The organism is Micromonospora sp. WMMC241 (genome assembly GCF_027460165.1).
GTDB lineage: Bacteria > Actinomycetota > Actinomycetes > Mycobacteriales > Micromonosporaceae > Micromonospora > Micromonospora humi.
The window spans coordinates 5,963,453-5,979,620 of the sequence record NZ_JAPZBF010000001.1 but is presented as its reverse complement, the minus strand read 5'-3'; the positions used below and the strand labels follow the sequence as shown (position 1 = coordinate 5,979,620).

Below are 16,168 nucleotides of genomic sequence, written 5' to 3'. Positions count from 1 at the left end.
GCTGGAGGTTCCCATGGGTCTCGACGACAAGATCGACAACACGTCCCAGGACACCGCGGGCAAGGTCAAGGAGGGCATCGGCCGGGCGACCGACAACGAGCGCCTCGAGGCCGAGGGCCGCAACGACCAGGCCGGCGCCAAGCTCAAGCAGGCCGGCGAGAAGATCAAGGACGCCTTCAAGAGCTGACGTACGACTTGCACAACCCACCGGGCCGGCCTTCGGGCCGGCCCGGCGTGCGTCGTGTGGTCAGTGGCGTACCCGATAGCGGATGTGGGTGACGCCGGGTGCCGCCACCACCTTTTCCGGCGCCAGGGCGGCGTCCAGCGGTCCGTCGAACAGCGGCGTGCCGCCGCCCAGCACGATCGGCACCACGTGCAGCCAGAGCGAGTCGAGCAGCCCGGCGGCCAGACACTGACGCGCCGTGCTGCCGCCACCGGCCACACAGACGTCACGGTCGCCGGCCGCTGCCCGGGCGCGCGCCAGCGCCGCCGCCGGGCCGTCGGTGACGAAGTGGAACTCCGTGCCGCCCGCCATCGACAGCGGCTCGCGGGCATGGTGGGTCAGCACGAACACCGGGGCGTGGAACGGCGGGTCCTCGCCCCACCACCCGGTCCAGGTGAGATCCCACGGCCCCTCGCCGCCGCCGAACATGCGGCGGCCCATCACGTACGCCCCGACGCCCGCGGTCATCTCCTCGATCACCTCGGCGTCGACGTTGCGCTCCCCGTCGGCGAGACCGTGCTGCGTGCGCCAACTCTCGGTGGCGAAGGCCCACTCGTGCAGCCGCAGGCCGCCCCGGCCGAGCGGATCCTGGACGCTCTGACCCGGCGCGGCCACGTAGCCGTCCAGCGACACCGACAGTTGACTGAAGACGTCTCCCATGGCTGGTGGACCACCTCCGGTGGCGGATCTCATCGGTCGGCCGCCAGGCGCGCGGCGCGTACCTCCAGGTAACGCCGCTCCGGCAGGCTGGTGGTGGCGCGCGCGGCGGCCAGGTAGGCGGCCCGGGCGTCCGCCCGGTCGCCGGCGAGTTCGAGCAGGTGCGCTCGGACGGCGGCCAGCCGGTGGTGCCCGGCGGTCCGGTCGTCGTCGCCGAGCGGCGCGAGCAGCGCCAGGCCGGCCCGGGGGCCGTCCACCATGGCCACCGCGACGGCCTGGTTGAGCGTGACCATCGGGTTGGGCGCGATCCGGGCCAGTACCCGGTAGAGCGCGACGATCTGCGGCCAGTCGGTGGTCGCGGCCGTCGGCGCCTCCGCGTGCACCGCCGCGATCGCGGCCTGCACCTGGTACGGGCCCGGCGCCGACCAGGTCAACGCCTCGGTCACCAGCGCGATCCCCTCCGCCACCGCGACCCGGTCCCAGCGGGTGCGGTCCTGCTCGGCCAGCGGCACCAGCTCCCCGGCCGGGCCGGTCCGGGCCGCCCGGTGCGCGTCGGTCAGCAGCATCAACGCCAGCAGCCCGGCCACCTCGCCGTCGGTCGGCAGCAGCCGGCGCAGCTCCCGGGCCAGCCGGATCGCCTCCCCGGTCAGCTCCACCCGGTGCAGCTCGTCCCCGCTCGACGCGGTGTAGCCCTCGTTGAAGACCAGGTAGAGCACCCGCAGCACCGCGCCCAGTCGCTCGTCCCGGTCCGCCGACGAGGGCAGCGTGAAACGCGCCCCGGCCGCCTCGATCCGCTGCTTGGCCCGGCGGATCCGCTGGCTCATGGTGGCCTCCGGCACCAGGTACGCCCGGGCGATCTCGGCGGTGGCCAACCCGCCCACCGCGCGCAGCGTGAGCACCACCTGGGCGCTGACCGGCAGCGCCGGATGACAGCAGAGGAACAGCAGCTTCAGCGTGTCGTCAGCGCTCGGCGGCTCCTCGTCGGCGGCCGGGGCGACCGCCGCGTACGCCGGCTGCCGGACCGCCACCGCGACCTCGCGCTCCCGGCGGGCGTGCTCGCTGCGCCACTCGTCGGTGAGCCGGCGGGTCGCCACGGTGACCAGCCAGGCGCGCGGACGGTCCGGCACGCCCTGCGCCGGCCACTGGGTGGCGGCGGCCAGCAGCGCCTCCTGGACCGCGTCCTCGCAGGCGTAGAACTGACCGTGTCGGCGCACGAGCACGCCGAGGACCTGCGGTGCGAGCGTACGCAGCAGGTCCTCGACCGCCCGGGAGGTCACATCTCCGTCCCGGCCTGCTCCATCACCGCACGCACCTCCAGCACGCCGAAGCCGTGCCGCACGTCCGGCCAGCGCGCGGCGATCTCGGCGGCCCGCTCCGGGGTGTCGCAGTCGACCGTCAGGTAGCCGGCGAACTGCTCCTTGCTCTCCACGAACGGCCCGTCGGTGATCTCCGTGCCGCCGCCGGCCGGCCGGACCGTGCGGGTCTGCGACGGGTCGGCCAACGCCTCCCCGCCGACCAGCTCGCCGGACTCGGTCAGCTCCTTCATGATGACGTCGACCTCACCGAAGATCGCGTTGCGCTCCGCCTCGGTCAGCTCGTCGGCGAAGCCGGGCCGGTTCCAGATCAGCAGCATGTACTTCACGGTCCACTCCTCGGGTCGGGGCCACCGTCGGTGGCGCCTCGCAGACGGGTCGGAGCCGCCCGGCCCGATCCGACACGGCGAGCCGTTCTTGTTCGGGCTCGGTCACCAAGACGCCCGGACCCTGCTGGTCGTAGATTCGGCGCCGACGGCGCGTGATCGGCTCCTGGACTTCAGCGGAGATGATGCTCCCAGCCCTGCCCTGGTCAGGACAAGCGAACACACGGCGCCCAGCGGTCGGTTACGCAGCGCGATCGGTTCGGGTGTGTGCGGAGAGTGACGCCATTGCTCGGGAGCGGCTGGCGCATCGAGGTGCCTTTGCTCTGCAGCCATATCCGCATCACGCGGTCGACCTGGGGTGCCGGCAGGACACCGATGCCGGCGACGGCCCGGTTTGGTCGCGTTCCGTAACCGCTGCGCGGATGGCTGCAGAGCAAAGGCGCCGAGGGGTCATCTCCGATCCGGACGCCGCTGTCACGCCGGGTGATCAGGGCGCGCGGGCCGGACACGAGCCCACACCCCGCACCGCGACGATCATGAAGTTGACGGTATGTGATGTCCGCTTTGTCGCCGGCTAACTTCATGATCAACGCAGGGCGAGGCGGACCGAGTTCAGCGGGCTCCGCGCAGGGGGCGGGGTGCGGGGTGGTTGGCGTCGAGGGAGGCCCGGTCGGCGGCGGTGGTGCCGGACGTCCAGCCGTCGGAGTCGCGGACCTGGAGGCGGTGCCGGGTGGTGCCCGGGAAGAGCTGCTCGGCGCGTTCTCGGACGGCGTCCGAGCGGGTCGCGAGCACCGGCAGCAGCCGGTCGTCGGCGTGTTCCTCGGCCGCCGCCGTGCTGGCCGCCCGCAGCCGCTCGCCGATGCGCAGCGCGAACGCGTTGAGGAACGACTCGTCGTAGCCCTTGGTGCGTCGCCCGCCGCCCTTGCCGCGCCCGGCCCGGCCGCGCAGCATCGCGGCGGTGGCCTGCACCAGCAGCGACGTGTGCAGCAGTTCCACCGCGACCAGGTCGGCCGGGAAACCGAGCACGGTGGCGAAGCCCAGGTCGTCGGACCACACCGACTCGCACCGGTTCGCGGCCGCCACCTCCTGGATCAGCAGCGCCTTCGCCGCCGCGTACGGGGCGTCGGTGCCCAGGCGCATCCCGCCCGGTCGGTCGGGGCGCTCCGCGGTCGCGTCGAGCAGCGCCGCGTCGATGCTGTGCCGGGCCATCAGCTCCTGCGCCTTCGCGGTGAACGCCTCCGCCTCGGCCGGGTAGGCCGTCGACTCGGCCTTGGCCAGCAGCGCGCGTACCCGGTCGAGCATCCGGGAGCCGGTGGCCGGTACGGCGGCGAGCGGGACGGCGGCGGCCCCCGGCGGCGGGCGGAGCAGCGCGATCGGGGGCAACCCTTCGATCAGGACGAGCGCGTCCACCGCGTCGCGCAGCGCCGTGATCCGGTCGCCGTCGGCGCGGCGGTCCAGCCAACCGGCGTCGGTGTCCCAGCGGGCGCCCAGGTCGGCGAGCTGCTCGTCGAACCAGGCCGGAACCGGGTCGGGCAGCGCGCGCCGCTGGGCGGCCGACGCGTCGCGCAGCAGCCGGGCACCGCGCGCGGTGAGCCGGCGCGTGGCGAGCCGGTCCAGGTCGACCGGTTGCCAGCCGCGCGGCCAGAGCCGGCCCAGCGTGCGGCACAGGCGGGTGAGCAGCGCCGCGTCCACCGCCGCGCCGTCGCCCACCACCAGAGCGTCGAGGGCGCGCTCGGCGGCGCGTACGTCGGTGCCGCGCGCCGCCACGAGGGCGGCGTCGAGCAGCGGCTCGGCTGATGACACGGGTGGCTCCCTGGAGTCCGACAGGCGGCAGGTCGTCCACCCCGTCACCGACGGTACCCGGCCCGCCGGTTCAACCGACCGGCGCCGGCGTCCGTACTCTCCTGCGGAGCAGGGGCGGTGCGACGGACGGAGAGCGACGTGGGCGGGCCGGACCGGGGCGTTCATCGGCGGCGACGGAGGTCGCGGGCCGGCGTCCGCGCGCTGGTCGCGGTCCTCGTCGTGACCGGCCTCACGGCCGGCGGTGGGTACGCCGTGAGCCGGCACCCGGACCTGCTGGCCTCGGTCGGGGTGGAGCGGACCGTGCCGGCGGCGGTGCCCGACGCCCGTCCGTCGGCAGCGACCGCCGCACCGGCGAAGGCCGCGCCCTCACCGGTCCCGGTGGCCGGTCGGGTGCCGCCCGGCATCAGCTACCCGGCCCGGGGTGGCGGCGGTTTCCGGACCGCCGACACCGTCGGCGCGGTGGCCGGGCGCTCCGGTGAGCTGCTGCGGTACCGGGTCGCCGTGGAGGACGGCATCCGCAACGTGGATGTGGAACGCTTCGCCCGGGAGGTCGCGGCGACGCTCGCCGACCGGCGGGGCTGGACCGGCGACGGCCGGTGGCGGCTGCAGCGGGTGGGCCGAGAGGAGCCGGCCGACTTCACCGTGCTGCTGACCACGCCGGTGACCCGCGGCGAGCTGTGCGGCGACCCGAGCGACCGCTACACGTCCTGCCGTAACGGCGACCGGGTCGTGATCAACGTGGCCCGCTGGGTGTACGGGGTGCCGCACGTGCCCGACCTCGACCTCTACCGGCAGTACCTGCTCAACCACGAGGTGGGCCACCGGCTCGGCCACGGCCACGAGCGCTGCCCCCGGGCCGGCGGTCCGGCCCCGGTGATGGTGCAGCAGACGCTCGGCCTGCACGGCTGCACGCCCAACGCCTGGCCGCTGGTCGGCGGCGAGCCGCTGGCCGGCCCGTCCGGCCAGTACGACGACCCGATCCCGGCCGGGGATCACTGAGGCACCGGGGCCGGCGGATAGATACTGGGCCGGTGGAGAACCGCCCCCGCCTGCTGCTGGTCGAGGACGACCGGGCCCTGTCCGGTCTCCTCGCCGACCTGCTCGCCGACGAGGGGTACGAGGTCGAGGTGGCCGGCGACGGGCACCTCGGCCTGCACCGCGCGTTGACCCGGGACTACCAGGTGATGGTGGTCGACCGGGGGCTGCCGGCGCTGGACGGCCTGGAACTGGTCGCCCGGCTGCGGGCGAACGGCGTCACCTGCCCGGTGCTGCTGCTGACTGCCCGGGGCGCGGTGCAGGACCGGGTGGCCGGCCTGGACGCCGGGGCGGAGGACTATCTCGTCAAGCCGTTCGAGGTGGTGGAGCTGACGGCCCGGCTCCGGGCGTTGCGCCGCCGGCACCCCGACGGCGCGGGCTGGTTGCCGCTGGGCCGTCGCCGGCTCGACGTGGGCAACCGCCGGGTGGTCGACGGCGCCGAGGAGATCCCGCTCTCCGCCCGCGAGTTCGCCGTGCTGCACGCCCTCGCCGGCCGGCCCCGCAAGGTCTTCACCCGGGCGGAGCTGCTCAGCGCGGCGTTCGACCGGGCCGACGCGCCGGGCACGGTCGACGCCTGCGTCCACCACCTGCGCCGCAAGCTGGGCCGGGACGCCGTCCGCACGGTGCACGGGCTGGGCTACCGGCTCGGGGGCGGCTGAGCGTGGACGAGGCTCGGCTCGCCCGTGCCCGCCGACGCAGCGTGGCCCACACCGCCGGCGCCATCGGGCTGGTCCTGCTGCTGGTCGGCGCCCTGATGTACGTGTTGACCAGCCGCCAGGAGTCGCGGGCGCTGGACGGCGAGCTGAGCCGGGTGCTGGCCGCCGCCGAGGACGTGGACGACCCGCCGCCCGGGCAGTTCCTGGCCCGGCAGCGCCCCGGCGACCCGGCCGTCGAGGTGACCCCGGGCGCGTCGCCGGAGCTGACCCGGGTGCTCGACCAGGCGGTACGCGGTGCGCCCGGCCGCCGCGACGCGACGGCCGGCGACGACCGGCCGGTCCGGGTGGCGGTGGAGCGCCGGCCGGACGGCACCGGCTGGGCGGTCGCCGCCGACCTGGCCCCGCTGCGTCGGCGGCAGGGGCAGCTCGGTCTCGCGTTGCTGGCCGCCGAGCTGGCCGGGCTGGCCGGCGCGCTGGTCACGGCCACGCTGCTGGCCCGGCGGGCGGTCGCCCCGCTGGCCGCCGCGCTGGGCATGCAGCGCCGGTTCGTGGCGGACGCCTCGCACGAGCTGCGGGCCCCGCTGACCGTGCTGCACACCCGGGCGCAACTGCTGGCCCGGCGCGCCCGGGACCAGCCGGCGGACCGGCTGGCCGGGCAGCTCGACCAGCTCGTGGCGGACACCCGGGCGCTCGGCGAGGTGGTCGAGGACCTGCTGGTGTCGGCCGCCGCCGAGCACCAGCCGCTGCCGGACACCGAGGTGGACCTGGCCGAGGTGGCCCGCGAGGTGGTGGAGAGCATGTCCGCGTACGCCTCGGAACGGCAGGTGGAGCTGCGGTGGGTGACCGGCGCTCCGGCGCCGGTCCGGGGCGCCCGGCCGGCCCTGCGCCGGGCGCTGACCGCGCTCGTGGACAACGCCGTCGGCCACGTGCCGGCGGGCGGTCACGTCACCGTCACCGTGGCCCGCCGCGACGGGCGGGTCGTCGCGGAGGTCGCCGACGACGGGGTCGGTCTGGACCCGGCGGAGGCGGACCGGCTGTTCGCGCGGTTCGCGCACGGCACGGCCGGTGCGGGCCGGCGGTTCGGTCTCGGCCTCGCCCTGGTCCAGCACGTGGCGCGGGCGCACCGGGGCGCCGTCGAGGTGAGCGGCGCGCCGGGGCGCGGCGCCACCTTCACCGTGTCGCTGCCGCCCGCCTGAGCGGGCGCTCGGGAGTTAAGAACTTCGCAAGAAACGCCGGGCACTGTGGGGGCCGGATCGGACCCCGACCGCCGAGGAGATCACCGTGCCCGACTCCGTGAACGGACTGCCGTTGCACCCGCTGGTGGTGCACGCCGTGGTGGTGCTGCTGCCGCTGGCCGCGCTCGGCGTGGTCGCGCTGGCCGTCCGACCAGTCTGGCGGGGACGCTTCGGCTGGCTCGTGGTGCTGGTCGCCGCGCTGGCCACTGCCGCGATCCCGCTGGCCACCGAGAGCGGGGAGAACCTGGAGCACCGGGTCGGCGACCCGGGGCGGCACGCCGAGCTGGGTGACCAGTTGATCTGGTTCGCGTTGCCGCTGCTGGTCGCCGCGGTCGCGCTGGTCTGGCTGCACCGCCGGGCGGACCGGCCGGCCGGTGACGGGCCGAGGGCCGGGTCCGGCGCGCTGGGCGTGGTGGTGGCCGTGCTCGCGGTGGTGGTGGCCGCGGCGAACCTGGTGCAGGTCTACCGGGTGGGCGACTCGGGCGCGAAGGCGGTCTGGGGTGACGTCCCGGCGGCCACCGCGGAGCACGGCGACTGATCCGCCGGGACTGCGGCCGTCCCCGGCCGGTGGTGTGATGGACGGATGGACTACGTGACGTTCGGCTCCACCGGCCTTCAGGTGTCCCGGCTCTGCCTGGGTTGCATGAGCTACGGCGAGCCGGGGCGGGGCACACATCAGTGGTCGCTGCCGGAGGACGCCGCCCGCCCCTTCATCAAGCAGGCGCTGGAGCTGGGGGTGAACTTCTTCGACACCGCCAACGTCTACTCCGACGGCACCAGCGAGGAGATCGTCGGCCGGGCGCTGAAGGACTTCGCCGACCGCGAGGACGTGGTGATCGCGACCAAGGTGCACGGCCGGATGGGTTCCGGACCGAACCGGGGCGGGCTGTCCCGGAAGCACATCATGAGTGAGATCGACGCGAGCCTGCGCCGGCTCGGCACCGACTACGTCGACCTCTACCAGATCCACCGTCTCGACCCGGCCACCCCGATCGAGGAGACGGTTGAGGCGCTGCACGACCTGGTCCGGGCCGGCAAGGTCCGCTACCTCGGCGCCTCGTCGATGTACGCGTGGCAGTTCGCCAAGGCGCTCCGGGCCGCCGAGCGGCACGGCTGGACCCGGTTCGTCTCCATGCAGAACCACTACAACCTGCTCTACCGCGAGGAGGAGCGGGAGATGCTGCCGCTCTGCCTCGACGAGGGCGTCGCGGTGATCCCGTGGAGCCCGCTGGCCCGGGGCCTGCTCACCCGGGGCCCGGGGGAGCGGACCGCGCGCACGGACACCGACGAGTTCGGCCGCAAGCTCTACGCGCGGACCGAGGAGCACGACCGGGCCGTGGTCGACGCGGTGGGCCGGGTGGCCGCGCAGCGGGGCGTGCCGCGCGCGCAGGTGGCGCTGGCGTGGGTGGCGCGCCACCCGGCGGTGACCGCGCCGATCGTCGGCGCGACGAAGCCGCACCACCTGACCGACGCGGTCGCCGCGCTGGAGTTGGAGCTGACCGACGCGGAGGTGGCAGAGCTGGAGGCCCCGTACGTTCCGCACCCGGTGTCCGGTTTCTGAGCGCTACCCCTTTCGCGGGAACGAGGCCCAGATGTGCTTGGTGGTCTCGGTGGCGTACCAGCCGACGTCCAACGAGATCGACTGGGCCAGGAACAGCCCGCGTCCGCCCGAGTCCATCGGGCTGATGTCGGTCAGCTCCGGCACCGAGCTGACGTCGTGGTCGGCCACGTCGAGCAGGAAACAGTCGTCGGTGGCCAGCAGCGTGACGATGGTGGGCGGCCGGCCGTGCCGCAGCGCGTTGCTGGACAGCTCGGTGGCGACCAGCAGGACCATGTGCGGCACCTCGTCCAGGTCCTCGCCCTGCACGAGCCCGTGCCGGTTCAGCGCATCACGCAACGAGGCCCGCACGTCACGGAGATCCTCAGGGGTGTCGAGCACCCACCGCTCCAGCTCGGTGGCCTGCGGCGGCGGCGGCGACGTGCGCAACTGTCCCATGATCTGTCTTTACCCTCCGTAGCGATCCGTTAAGCCCGGTGGGTAGGTGAGCCACACCCCGGTGACCGGGGACGTGTCGACCACGCGGATATCTGCTGTGGTCAATGTCACGCTACGGTGCCGGCACGCCGGTCGTCCCACCGGCGTTCCGACGGGAGCACACCATGAAGACACCGTGGAAAGCCGTCACCACCCTCGCCGCCGCGCTCCTGCTGATCCTGCCCGGCGGGGTCGCCGCCCGGGCCGCGGGCGCGCCGTCCACCAAACCGCCGGTCGCCGGCACGCTGCGGGCGTACCCGGTCTCCGCCGTCTACGTCGCCGGGGTCTCCTCCGGCGGCTACATGGCCACCCAGCTCCAGGTCGCGTACTCGGCCCGGATCCGGGGCGCGGCGATCTTCGCGGCCGGGCCGTACTACTGCGCGCAGAACACCATCCCGCAGGCGCTCTACGGCTGCGGCGACAACATCTACCCCACGTACGTGGGCAACCTGGAGGCGTACACCCGGACCTGGGCCGGGTACGGCTGGATCGACGGCACCGGCAACCTCTCCGGTCAGCCGGTGTACGTCTACCACGGCAACAGCGACGCCACCGTGAAGAAATCGGTCAGCGACGACCTGGTCCGGTACTACCAGGACTTCGGCGCGCGGGTCCGCTACGACTCCGGCAGCGCGGCCGGGCACTCCTGGGTCACCCCCTACGGCACGGTCGGCTGCACCGCCACCGCCTCGCCGTACCTCGCCGACTGCGGCACCGACCCGCAGGGCGCCTTCCTCGGCCACCTGCTCGGCTCGGTCTCCGCGCCGAACACCGGCCCGCTCAGCGGCAGCCTGATCCGATTCAGCCAGGACAGCTTCGCGGTCAACGGCTGGGCCAACGGGTTGAGCATGGACGCCAACGGCTTCGCGTACGTGCCGAGCGCCTGCGCCGCCGGCACCACCTGCCGGCTGCTGGTCGCCCTGCACGGCTGCGCCCAGGGGTACGCGAAGGTCGGCACCGCCTTCGTCGACCGGGCCAACCTCAACCAGTACGCCGACACCAACCGGCTGATCGTGCTCTATCCGCAGGCGACCGCCACCGCGGTGAACCCGAACGGCTGCTGGGACTGGTGGGGCTACCTCGGCTTCACGAACTACCCGATCAAGGGCGGGGCCCAGGTCGAGACCATCATGAACATGGTCCGCCGGCTCGACGGCTGAGCCCGCTGAGGTCCGGCCCGGCCTGCGGCTCTGGGCCGGACCGGGTCACCTACGGTACGGTCATCTCATGGTCGTGGAGGAACATTGGTGGAACGGCGTCAACATCCCTCGCGGGCGCCGCGACGTCTACATCTGCACCGACGGACAGCAGTGGCAGGTCCAGGCCCAGATCGGCGGCGCCGCCGGCCGGTCGAAGATCCAGCAGTGCCCGAGCCGCGTCTCGGCGAGCATCCTCGCCGGCGCCTGGCGGTCGAGCGGCACCGGCTGGCGGGAGATGCCGCGCTGAACCCGGAACGGCGGTCACTCACGACCGCCGTGCACGGCGCGGTCGACGAGTGACTCGGCGACCTCCCGCAGCTTCCGGTTGGAGTCCTGCGACACCCGGGCGAGGATGGCGAACGCCTCCTCGGCCGAGCAGCGGCGCTGACCCATGATGATGCCCTTGGCCTGCTCGATCACCGCCCGGCTCTGCATCGCCTCCTGCATCTGCTGCGCCAGCGTGGCGGTGCTCTCGTAGAGGTGGACGTTGGCCAGCGCGATGGCGGCGTACCCGGCCAGGGTCTGCGCGAGGTCGACCTGGTCGTTGAAGACTCCCGGGGCCGCGCCGTAGATGTTCAGCGCGCCGACCATCGCCTCCTGGATGGGCAGGCCGATCGACAGGGAACTGGCGGCGCCCGCCTCGTCGGCCCGGACCGCCCACTCCGGCCAACGGCTCTCCGCCGACATGTCCGGCACCAGCATGGCGGCCCCGGTGGTCGCGGCGTCCAGGCACGGGCCGCGGCCCTGCTCGTACTGCCACTCGTCCAGGGTCAGGGCCAGGTCACCGGTGTAGGCGGCGGTGTGCGCCTCGGCGCCCTGGACCAGGGTGACCGAGACCTCGGCGGTGCCGTGGATCGTGTCCTTGGCGACCTGCGCGATGGTCGACAACACCACGTCGAGGTCGACCTCGTCGTACTTGATGCGTCCGAGTCTGATCAGGGCTGCGGCGAGGTCGGGGTGGGCCTGCGGCATGAGCTGTGACGTCCTTGTGCGAAGCGCCGTCGCCCCAGGGGGGTGGGACGGCGGATGGCGGGGACGGCCCGCAGTCGCGGACCGCTGTCCGATCCGACGGATCGGGACATGCGCCGCTTCTTGACGCTCGTAACTGACGTCCCGAACGGGACGACAGTTACGGAACAACTCTACGACCCGGCGGGAGCGGGGACGACGCGACGTGCCGTCCGCCGGAGGACGGCGGGGACGGACGTACGCTCGACCACCTCGAACCCGTCGAGCGTGCCCGTCACGTCGAGGACGCGGCGGACCACCGGGGAGGGATAGCAGAGGGTCAGCCGCCCGCCCCGCTCGGTCACCAGCCGTCGGGCCCGGACCAGCGCGTCGGTGCCGTGCGCGCCGAAGAACGTGACCTCGGAGAGGTCCACCGCCACCAGCGGCGACCGGGCGGCGACGTTCTCCAACAGCTCCACCAGCAGGTGGGCGTTGCTGAGGTCGACCTCACCGGCGACCGAGACGCGCGTCACGTCCCCGCGGACCTCGCAGCTCAGCCACATGATCGGGTCGTCCGGCCGCAGCGACCCGGACGCGGTCCGGACGTGGTGACGGCCGAAGACCGGCAACTCTCTGGACACGGCACCTCCCACCCGACGAATCGGCGGACGCTCACCGGCCGGGAACGAGGCAGGCGGTGAGCGAGTGGTGGGCGCATGTCTTGACCCGTGCCCCGACAGTACGTCGCCCTGGCCGTCGCCGCACGTCGCGTTCGTGGTGCCGGGGGGACGACCGGCGAGTAGGTTGGGCGATGCCCGACCGTCCCGACCGCCGGCCGACGAAGGATCCGCTGATGGCAGCCCCGAATACGGACCCCGGTGCGGCCCTCGCCGAGCTGAGCCGGATCCGGCTCGACGAGATGGGCCTGCCGGACGTCCTGCGGCGCGTCGCCGAGCTGGCGAACCGGACCGTCCCGGGCAGTGCCCACGTCACCGTCACGCTTGCCCAGGGCGGCCGCAACTCCAGCGCCGCGTGCACCAGCGACCTGGCCCAGGAACTCGACGAGTGGCAGTACCGGCACGAACGCGGGCCCTGCCTGGACGCCGCGGCCAGCGCGGCCAGCATCTCGCTGCCCGACATGGCGGTGGAGGAGCGCTGGCCGGAGTGGGCCGCGCACGCCCGCGCGGCGGGCATCGGCAGCTCCCTGTCGATCGGGCTGCCGATCCAGGAGGCGGTCACCGGTGCGCTCAACATCTACGGCGTGGCACCGCACGCGTTCGACAGCGCGGCCGTCCGGACGGCGGAGGACTTCGCCGCGTACGCCGCGGTCGCCCTGGCCAACGCGCACCTCTACGACAGCGCGGCCACCGTGGCCCGGCAGATGCAGGAGGCGATGCGCAGCCGGGCGGTGATCGAGCAGGCCAAGGGCATCGTCATGGGTGAGCGGCGGTGCTCGGCGGACGAGGCGTTCGCGTTGCTGTCGAAGCTCTCCCAGGACACCAACCGCAAGGTCCGCGAGGTGGCCGAGGCCCTGGTCGCCAACGCCGCCAACCGCTGACTTCCAACGGCGGCGCGGGAATGGCCCGCCGGGAAGCGGGTACGCGCGGCCGTGGCCGGTGCGGGGGCGGGCGGACGGAGCTTCTCCGGCCGGTTGCGCGCCGCGCCGGCGCTGCTGACCGACCGGGTACGGCGGGTCCGGGCGGGTGCCGGGCTGGCCGCCCAGGCCGGGCTGGCCGCCGGCCTCTCCTGGTGGGTCGCGGACTCGCTGCTGCACATCGCCCAACCGGTCTTCGCCCCCATCTCGGCGGTGGTGGCGCTGGCCGCCTCGGTGGGCCAACGGCTGCGCCGCACGGTGGAACTGATCATCGGGGTGGCCGTCGGCATCCTGATCGGGAACCTGCTGATCCGCCTGGTCGGGATCGGCGCGTGGCAGCTCGGGCTGATCGTCACGCTGGCCGTGGTGGTGGCGGCGTTCGTCGGCCGGAGCCCGGCGCTGGTGGTGCAGGCCGGCGCGACGGCCGTGCTGATCGGCACGTTGACGCCGTCCGTGCCGAACCTCGAAGTACCCCGGGTGGTCGACGCGCTGATCGGCGGCGGGGCCACGCTGCTGGTGACCGCCGTGCTGCTGCCGCTGAACCCGCTGCGGATCATCAACCGGGCGGCCGGCCCGGCACTGGACCTGCTCGCCGACCAGCTGGACCGCACCGCCGACGCGCTGCGCGAGCGGGACGCGGAGAAGGCCCGCGTCGCCCGTGACCGGCTGCGGGACAACAAGGAGGAGATGGGCGCGTTCGGCGAGGCGGCGCAGGGCGCCCGGGAGGCCGCCGCGCTCTCCCCGCTCTACCGGACCGCCCGGGAGGGACCGCTCGGCCGGTATGCCGGGGCGGTCGAGCCGGTGGACCGGGCGATGCGCAACAGCGGCACGCTCATCCGCCGGGCGGTCACCCTCCTCGCCGACGGGGAGCGGGTGCCGGACGCCATGCCGGGCGCGGTGTCGGCGCTGGCCGAGGCGGCCCGGAAGCTGCGGAAGGAGTTCGCGCGCGGCGCGGCGGAGCCGACCCGCTGCCGCGAGTCGGCGCTGCGGGCCGTCGCCGAGGCCGGCCGCGCCTACCGGGCCGGGGTGGACTTCTCCGGCGCGGTCGTGGTGGCCCAGGTGCGCACCACCGCCAGCGACCTCCTGGTCGCCACCGACGTCGACCAGGACGAGGCGAACCGCCTGGTCCGCGCCGCGTTCGGCCCGTTCGACCGGGCGGCGTGAAAGGCGCGTGAAGAAACGGCCGCCCGGCGTGATGGTCGCGTTATAGCCCCTGTCCGTTCGCGCGACCTGGCGTTTTGATTGCCCGGCGCGACCGGGAGGCGGTCGCGAGGACATCTTCCGCTAGGAGAGGTCAGCCGTGTCTGACGTGCTGTTCGTGTTGCTGACGGTGGGGCTGTTCGCGGCTCTCGCCCTCGTGGTGAGGGGTGTGGAGAAGCGGTGAGCGCCGTCAACGCCGTCGGCCTGGTGCTGGCGATCGGGCTGGGCGTGTTCCTGGTCGTCGCCCTGCTGTTCCCGGAGCGCTTCTGATGAGCATGACCACAGCCGGGGTGCTGTTCGTGGTGTCGCTGGTGGTGGCGCTGGTCGCGGTGCACCGGCCGTTCGGCGACCACATGTACCGGGCGGTTTCCGGCACCCGGTCGTCCCGCGTCGAGCGGGGGATCTACCGCCTGGTCGGGGTCGACCCGGCCGCCGAGCAGACCTGGGGCGTCTACGTCCGCAGCGTGCTCGCCTTCTCGGCCGTCTCCGTCCTGTTCCTCTACGCGTTCCAGCGCCTGCAGAACCACCTGTGGCTCTCGCTGGGCTTCGACCCGGTGGTGCCGCACGGCGCGTGGAACACGGCCGTGTCGTTCGTGACCAACACGAACTGGCAGTGGTATTCGGGTGAGTCGACCATGGGCCACCTGGTGCAGATGGCCGGCCTGGCGGTGCAGAACTTCGTCTCCGCCGCGGTCGGCATCGCCGTCGCGGTGGCCCTGGTGCGCGGCTTCGCCCGCAGCCGCACCGGCGAGTTGGGCAACTTCTGGGTCGACCTGATCCGGATCACGCTGCGGATCCTGCTGCCGATCGCGGTGCTCGGCGCGATCGCGCTGATGCTCGGCGGCGTGGTGCAGAACCTGTCCGGCGGCACCGACGTGACCACGCTGACCGGCGGCGCCCAGACGATCACCGGCGGGCCGGTCGCCGGCCAGGAGGTGATCAAGGAACTCGGCACCAACGGCGGCGGGTTCTACAACGCCAACAGCGCCCACCCGTTCGAGAACCCGACCGCGTGGACGAACTGGCTGGAGATCTTCCTGATCCTGGTGATCCCGTTCAGCCTGCCCCGGGTCTTCGGCCGGATGGTCGGGCAGAACCGGCAGGGGTACGCGATCGCCGCGGTGATGGGGATCCTCGCGCTGGCCAGCATCACCCTGACCAACGTCTTCGAGCTGGCCGGGCACGGCACGGTGCCGCAGGCGGTCGGCGCGGCGATGGAGGGCAAGGAGGTGCGGTTCGACGTCTCGAACTCGGCCACCTTCGCGGCGGCCACCACGCTCACCTCGACCGGCGCGGTCAACTCGTTCCACGACTCGTACACCGCGCTGGGCGGGATGATGACGCTGGGCAACATGATGCTCGGCGAGGTCGCACCGGGCGGCGTCGGCGCCGGCCTCTACGGGCTGCTGATCCTCGCCGTGCTCACGGTCTTCGTCGCCGGCCTGATGGTCGGTCGGACGCCGGAGTACCTGGGCAAGAAGATCGGGTCCCGCGAGATCAAGTTCGCCTCGATGTACTTCCTGATCACACCGGCGCTGGTGCTCACCGGCACCGCCGCCGCGTTCGCCACCGGCAACGCCTCGACCGCGCTCAACACCGGCCCGCACGGGCTCTCCGAGGTGCTCTACGCGTTCACCTCGGCGAGCAACAACAACGGCTCGGCGTTCGCCGGCATCACCGTGAACACCCCGTGGTGGAACACCGCGCTGGGCCTCTGCATGCTGCTCGGCCGGTTCCTGCCGATCATCTTCGTGCTCGCGCTGGCCGGGTCGCTGGCCCGCCAGCAGCCCACCCCGGCGTCCGAGGGCACCCTGCCGACCCACAAGCCGCTCTTCGTCGGCATGGTCGTCGGCGTCACGGTGGTCCTCGTCGCGCTCACCTTCCTGCCCGCCCTCGCGCTCGGCCCGCTGGCCGAAGGGCTGTGACCACCATGAGAGACAAGGA

19 protein-coding genes are annotated in these 16,168 nt (G+C 73.7%); 12 read left to right on the top strand and 7 right to left on the bottom strand.

Annotated elements, in window-relative coordinates:
- Window positions 1-13 precede the first annotated feature (13 nt).
- On the top strand, window positions 14-187 hold the full coding sequence (locus tag O7598_RS27060) for a CsbD family protein (protein ID WP_091416163.1): 174 nt from the start codon (window positions 14-16) through the stop codon (window positions 185-187).
- Between the two features lie 60 nt (window positions 188-247).
- On the opposite strand, the gene O7598_RS27055 is transcribed toward O7598_RS27060, so the two are convergent.
- The 4 genes from O7598_RS27055 to O7598_RS27040 all read right to left on the bottom strand — a co-directional run bounded on the left by O7598_RS27055 (window position 248) and on the right by O7598_RS27040 (window position 4,322).
- Window positions 248-883, bottom strand: coding sequence for a dihydrofolate reductase family protein (locus tag O7598_RS27055; protein WP_269694052.1), 636 nt, complete (start codon window positions 881-883; stop codon window positions 248-250).
- A 29-nt stretch (window positions 884-912) separates the two neighbouring features.
- Complete coding sequence (locus O7598_RS27050) at window positions 913-2,157, bottom strand: RNA polymerase sigma factor (RefSeq protein ID WP_269694051.1); 1,245 nt, start codon at window positions 2,155-2,157, stop codon at window positions 913-915.
- Entirely contained in the window at window positions 2,154-2,513 is a 360-nt protein-coding gene (locus tag O7598_RS27045) for a YciI family protein (protein WP_269694992.1), read from the bottom strand. The genes O7598_RS27050 and O7598_RS27045 overlap by 4 nt, the downstream gene beginning before the upstream one ends.
- Before the next feature lie 618 nt (window positions 2,514-3,131).
- Complete coding sequence (locus tag O7598_RS27040; protein WP_269694050.1) at window positions 3,132-4,322, bottom strand: DUF2786 domain-containing protein; 1,191 nt, start codon at window positions 4,320-4,322, stop codon at window positions 3,132-3,134.
- Window positions 4,323-4,541: 219 nt separating this feature from the next.
- Here O7598_RS27040 and O7598_RS27035 point away from each other — a divergent pair, with 219 nt between their 5' ends.
- The 5 genes from O7598_RS27035 to O7598_RS27015 all read left to right on the top strand — a co-directional run bounded on the left by O7598_RS27035 (window position 4,542) and on the right by O7598_RS27015 (window position 8,809).
- The gene (locus tag O7598_RS27035; RefSeq protein ID WP_269694049.1) at window positions 4,542-5,321 is read left to right on the top strand and encodes a DUF3152 domain-containing protein; all 780 of its coding nucleotides are present in this window, start codon (window positions 4,542-4,544) and stop codon (window positions 5,319-5,321) included.
- A gap of 32 nt (window positions 5,322-5,353) precedes the next feature.
- Complete coding sequence (locus O7598_RS27030) at window positions 5,354-6,016, top strand: response regulator transcription factor (protein ID WP_269694048.1); 663 nt, start codon at window positions 5,354-5,356, stop codon at window positions 6,014-6,016.
- 2 nt (window positions 6,017-6,018) lie between these two features.
- Window positions 6,019-7,209, top strand: coding sequence for a sensor histidine kinase (locus O7598_RS27025; protein WP_269694047.1), 1,191 nt, complete (start codon window positions 6,019-6,021; stop codon window positions 7,207-7,209).
- An 85-nt stretch (window positions 7,210-7,294) separates the two neighbouring features.
- Window positions 7,295-7,786: a DUF2231 domain-containing protein gene (locus O7598_RS27020; protein WP_269694046.1), complete on the top strand. Its 492-nt coding sequence runs from the start codon at window positions 7,295-7,297 to the stop codon at window positions 7,784-7,786.
- Between the two features lie 45 nt (window positions 7,787-7,831).
- On the top strand, window positions 7,832-8,809 hold the full coding sequence (locus O7598_RS27015) for an aldo/keto reductase (protein WP_269694045.1): 978 nt from the start codon (window positions 7,832-7,834) through the stop codon (window positions 8,807-8,809).
- Window positions 8,810-8,812: 3 nt separating this feature from the next.
- Here the strand turns inward: O7598_RS27015 and O7598_RS27010 are convergent, their stop codons facing one another.
- Window positions 8,813-9,244, bottom strand: coding sequence for an ATP-binding protein (locus O7598_RS27010; RefSeq protein WP_269694044.1), 432 nt, complete (start codon window positions 9,242-9,244; stop codon window positions 8,813-8,815).
- 164 nt (window positions 9,245-9,408) lie between these two features.
- Between O7598_RS27010 and O7598_RS27005 the strand changes: the two genes are divergently transcribed.
- The gene (locus O7598_RS27005; RefSeq protein WP_269694043.1) at window positions 9,409-10,443 is read left to right on the top strand and encodes an extracellular catalytic domain type 2 short-chain-length polyhydroxyalkanoate depolymerase; all 1,035 of its coding nucleotides are present in this window, start codon (window positions 9,409-9,411) and stop codon (window positions 10,441-10,443) included.
- Between the two features lie 67 nt (window positions 10,444-10,510).
- Window positions 10,511-10,729: a hypothetical protein gene (locus O7598_RS27000; RefSeq protein WP_091062509.1), complete on the top strand. Its 219-nt coding sequence runs from the start codon at window positions 10,511-10,513 to the stop codon at window positions 10,727-10,729.
- Window positions 10,730-10,743: 14 nt separating this feature from the next.
- Here O7598_RS27000 and O7598_RS26995 read toward each other — a convergent pair whose 3' ends face one another.
- Window positions 10,744-11,454: a GAF and ANTAR domain-containing protein gene (locus tag O7598_RS26995; protein ID WP_269694042.1), complete on the bottom strand. Its 711-nt coding sequence runs from the start codon at window positions 11,452-11,454 to the stop codon at window positions 10,744-10,746.
- A 170-nt stretch (window positions 11,455-11,624) separates the two neighbouring features.
- On the bottom strand, window positions 11,625-12,071 hold the full coding sequence (locus O7598_RS26990; RefSeq protein ID WP_269694041.1) for an STAS domain-containing protein: 447 nt from the start codon (window positions 12,069-12,071) through the stop codon (window positions 11,625-11,627).
- A 212-nt stretch (window positions 12,072-12,283) separates the two neighbouring features.
- On the opposite strand from O7598_RS26990, the gene O7598_RS26985 reads away from it, so the two are divergent.
- From O7598_RS26985 to kdpA, 4 genes are all read left to right on the top strand, one after another.
- Complete coding sequence (locus tag O7598_RS26985; protein WP_269694040.1) at window positions 12,284-12,988, top strand: ANTAR domain-containing protein; 705 nt, start codon at window positions 12,284-12,286, stop codon at window positions 12,986-12,988.
- A gap of 51 nt (window positions 12,989-13,039) precedes the next feature.
- The gene (locus O7598_RS26980) at window positions 13,040-14,188 is read left to right on the top strand and encodes an FUSC family protein (protein WP_269694039.1); all 1,149 of its coding nucleotides are present in this window, start codon (window positions 13,040-13,042) and stop codon (window positions 14,186-14,188) included.
- Window positions 14,189-14,404: 216 nt separating this feature from the next.
- A complete protein-coding gene (gene kdpF, locus O7598_RS26975; RefSeq protein ID WP_036343797.1) occupies window positions 14,405-14,494 on the top strand; it encodes a K(+)-transporting ATPase subunit F in 90 nt (29 codons plus the stop codon).
- Window positions 14,494-16,149: a potassium-transporting ATPase subunit KdpA gene (gene kdpA, locus O7598_RS26970; RefSeq protein WP_269694038.1), complete on the top strand. Its 1,656-nt coding sequence runs from the start codon at window positions 14,494-14,496 to the stop codon at window positions 16,147-16,149. Before kdpF ends, kdpA begins: the two co-directional genes overlap by 1 nt.
- Window positions 16,150-16,168 lie beyond the last annotated feature (19 nt).

Excerpts from the sequence above, each read along its gene's own strand:
- O7598_RS27060 (WP_091416163.1), top strand. The coding sequence starts at position 14 with ATGGGTCTCGACGACAAGATCGACAACACGTCCCAGGACACCGCGGGC.
- O7598_RS27055 (WP_269694052.1), bottom strand. The coding sequence starts at position 883 with ATGGGAGACGTCTTCAGTCAACTGTCGGTGTCGCTGGACGGCTACGTG.
- O7598_RS27045 (WP_269694992.1), bottom strand. The coding sequence starts at position 2,513 with ATGCTGCTGATCTGGAACCGGCCCGGCTTCGCCGACGAGCTGACCGAG.
- O7598_RS27015 (WP_269694045.1), top strand. The coding sequence starts at position 7,832 with ATGGACTACGTGACGTTCGGCTCCACCGGCCTTCAGGTGTCCCGGCTC.
- O7598_RS27010 (WP_269694044.1), bottom strand. The coding sequence starts at position 9,244 with ATGGGACAGTTGCGCACGTCGCCGCCGCCGCCGCAGGCCACCGAGCTG.
- O7598_RS27005 (WP_269694043.1), top strand. The coding sequence starts at position 9,409 with ATGAAGACACCGTGGAAAGCCGTCACCACCCTCGCCGCCGCGCTCCTG.
- O7598_RS27000 (WP_091062509.1), top strand. The coding sequence starts at position 10,511 with ATGGTCGTGGAGGAACATTGGTGGAACGGCGTCAACATCCCTCGCGGG.
- O7598_RS26995 (WP_269694042.1), bottom strand. The coding sequence starts at position 11,454 with ATGCCGCAGGCCCACCCCGACCTCGCCGCAGCCCTGATCAGACTCGGA.
- O7598_RS26985 (WP_269694040.1), top strand. The coding sequence starts at position 12,284 with ATGGCAGCCCCGAATACGGACCCCGGTGCGGCCCTCGCCGAGCTGAGC.
- kdpA (WP_269694038.1), top strand. The coding sequence starts at position 14,494 with ATGAGCATGACCACAGCCGGGGTGCTGTTCGTGGTGTCGCTGGTGGTG.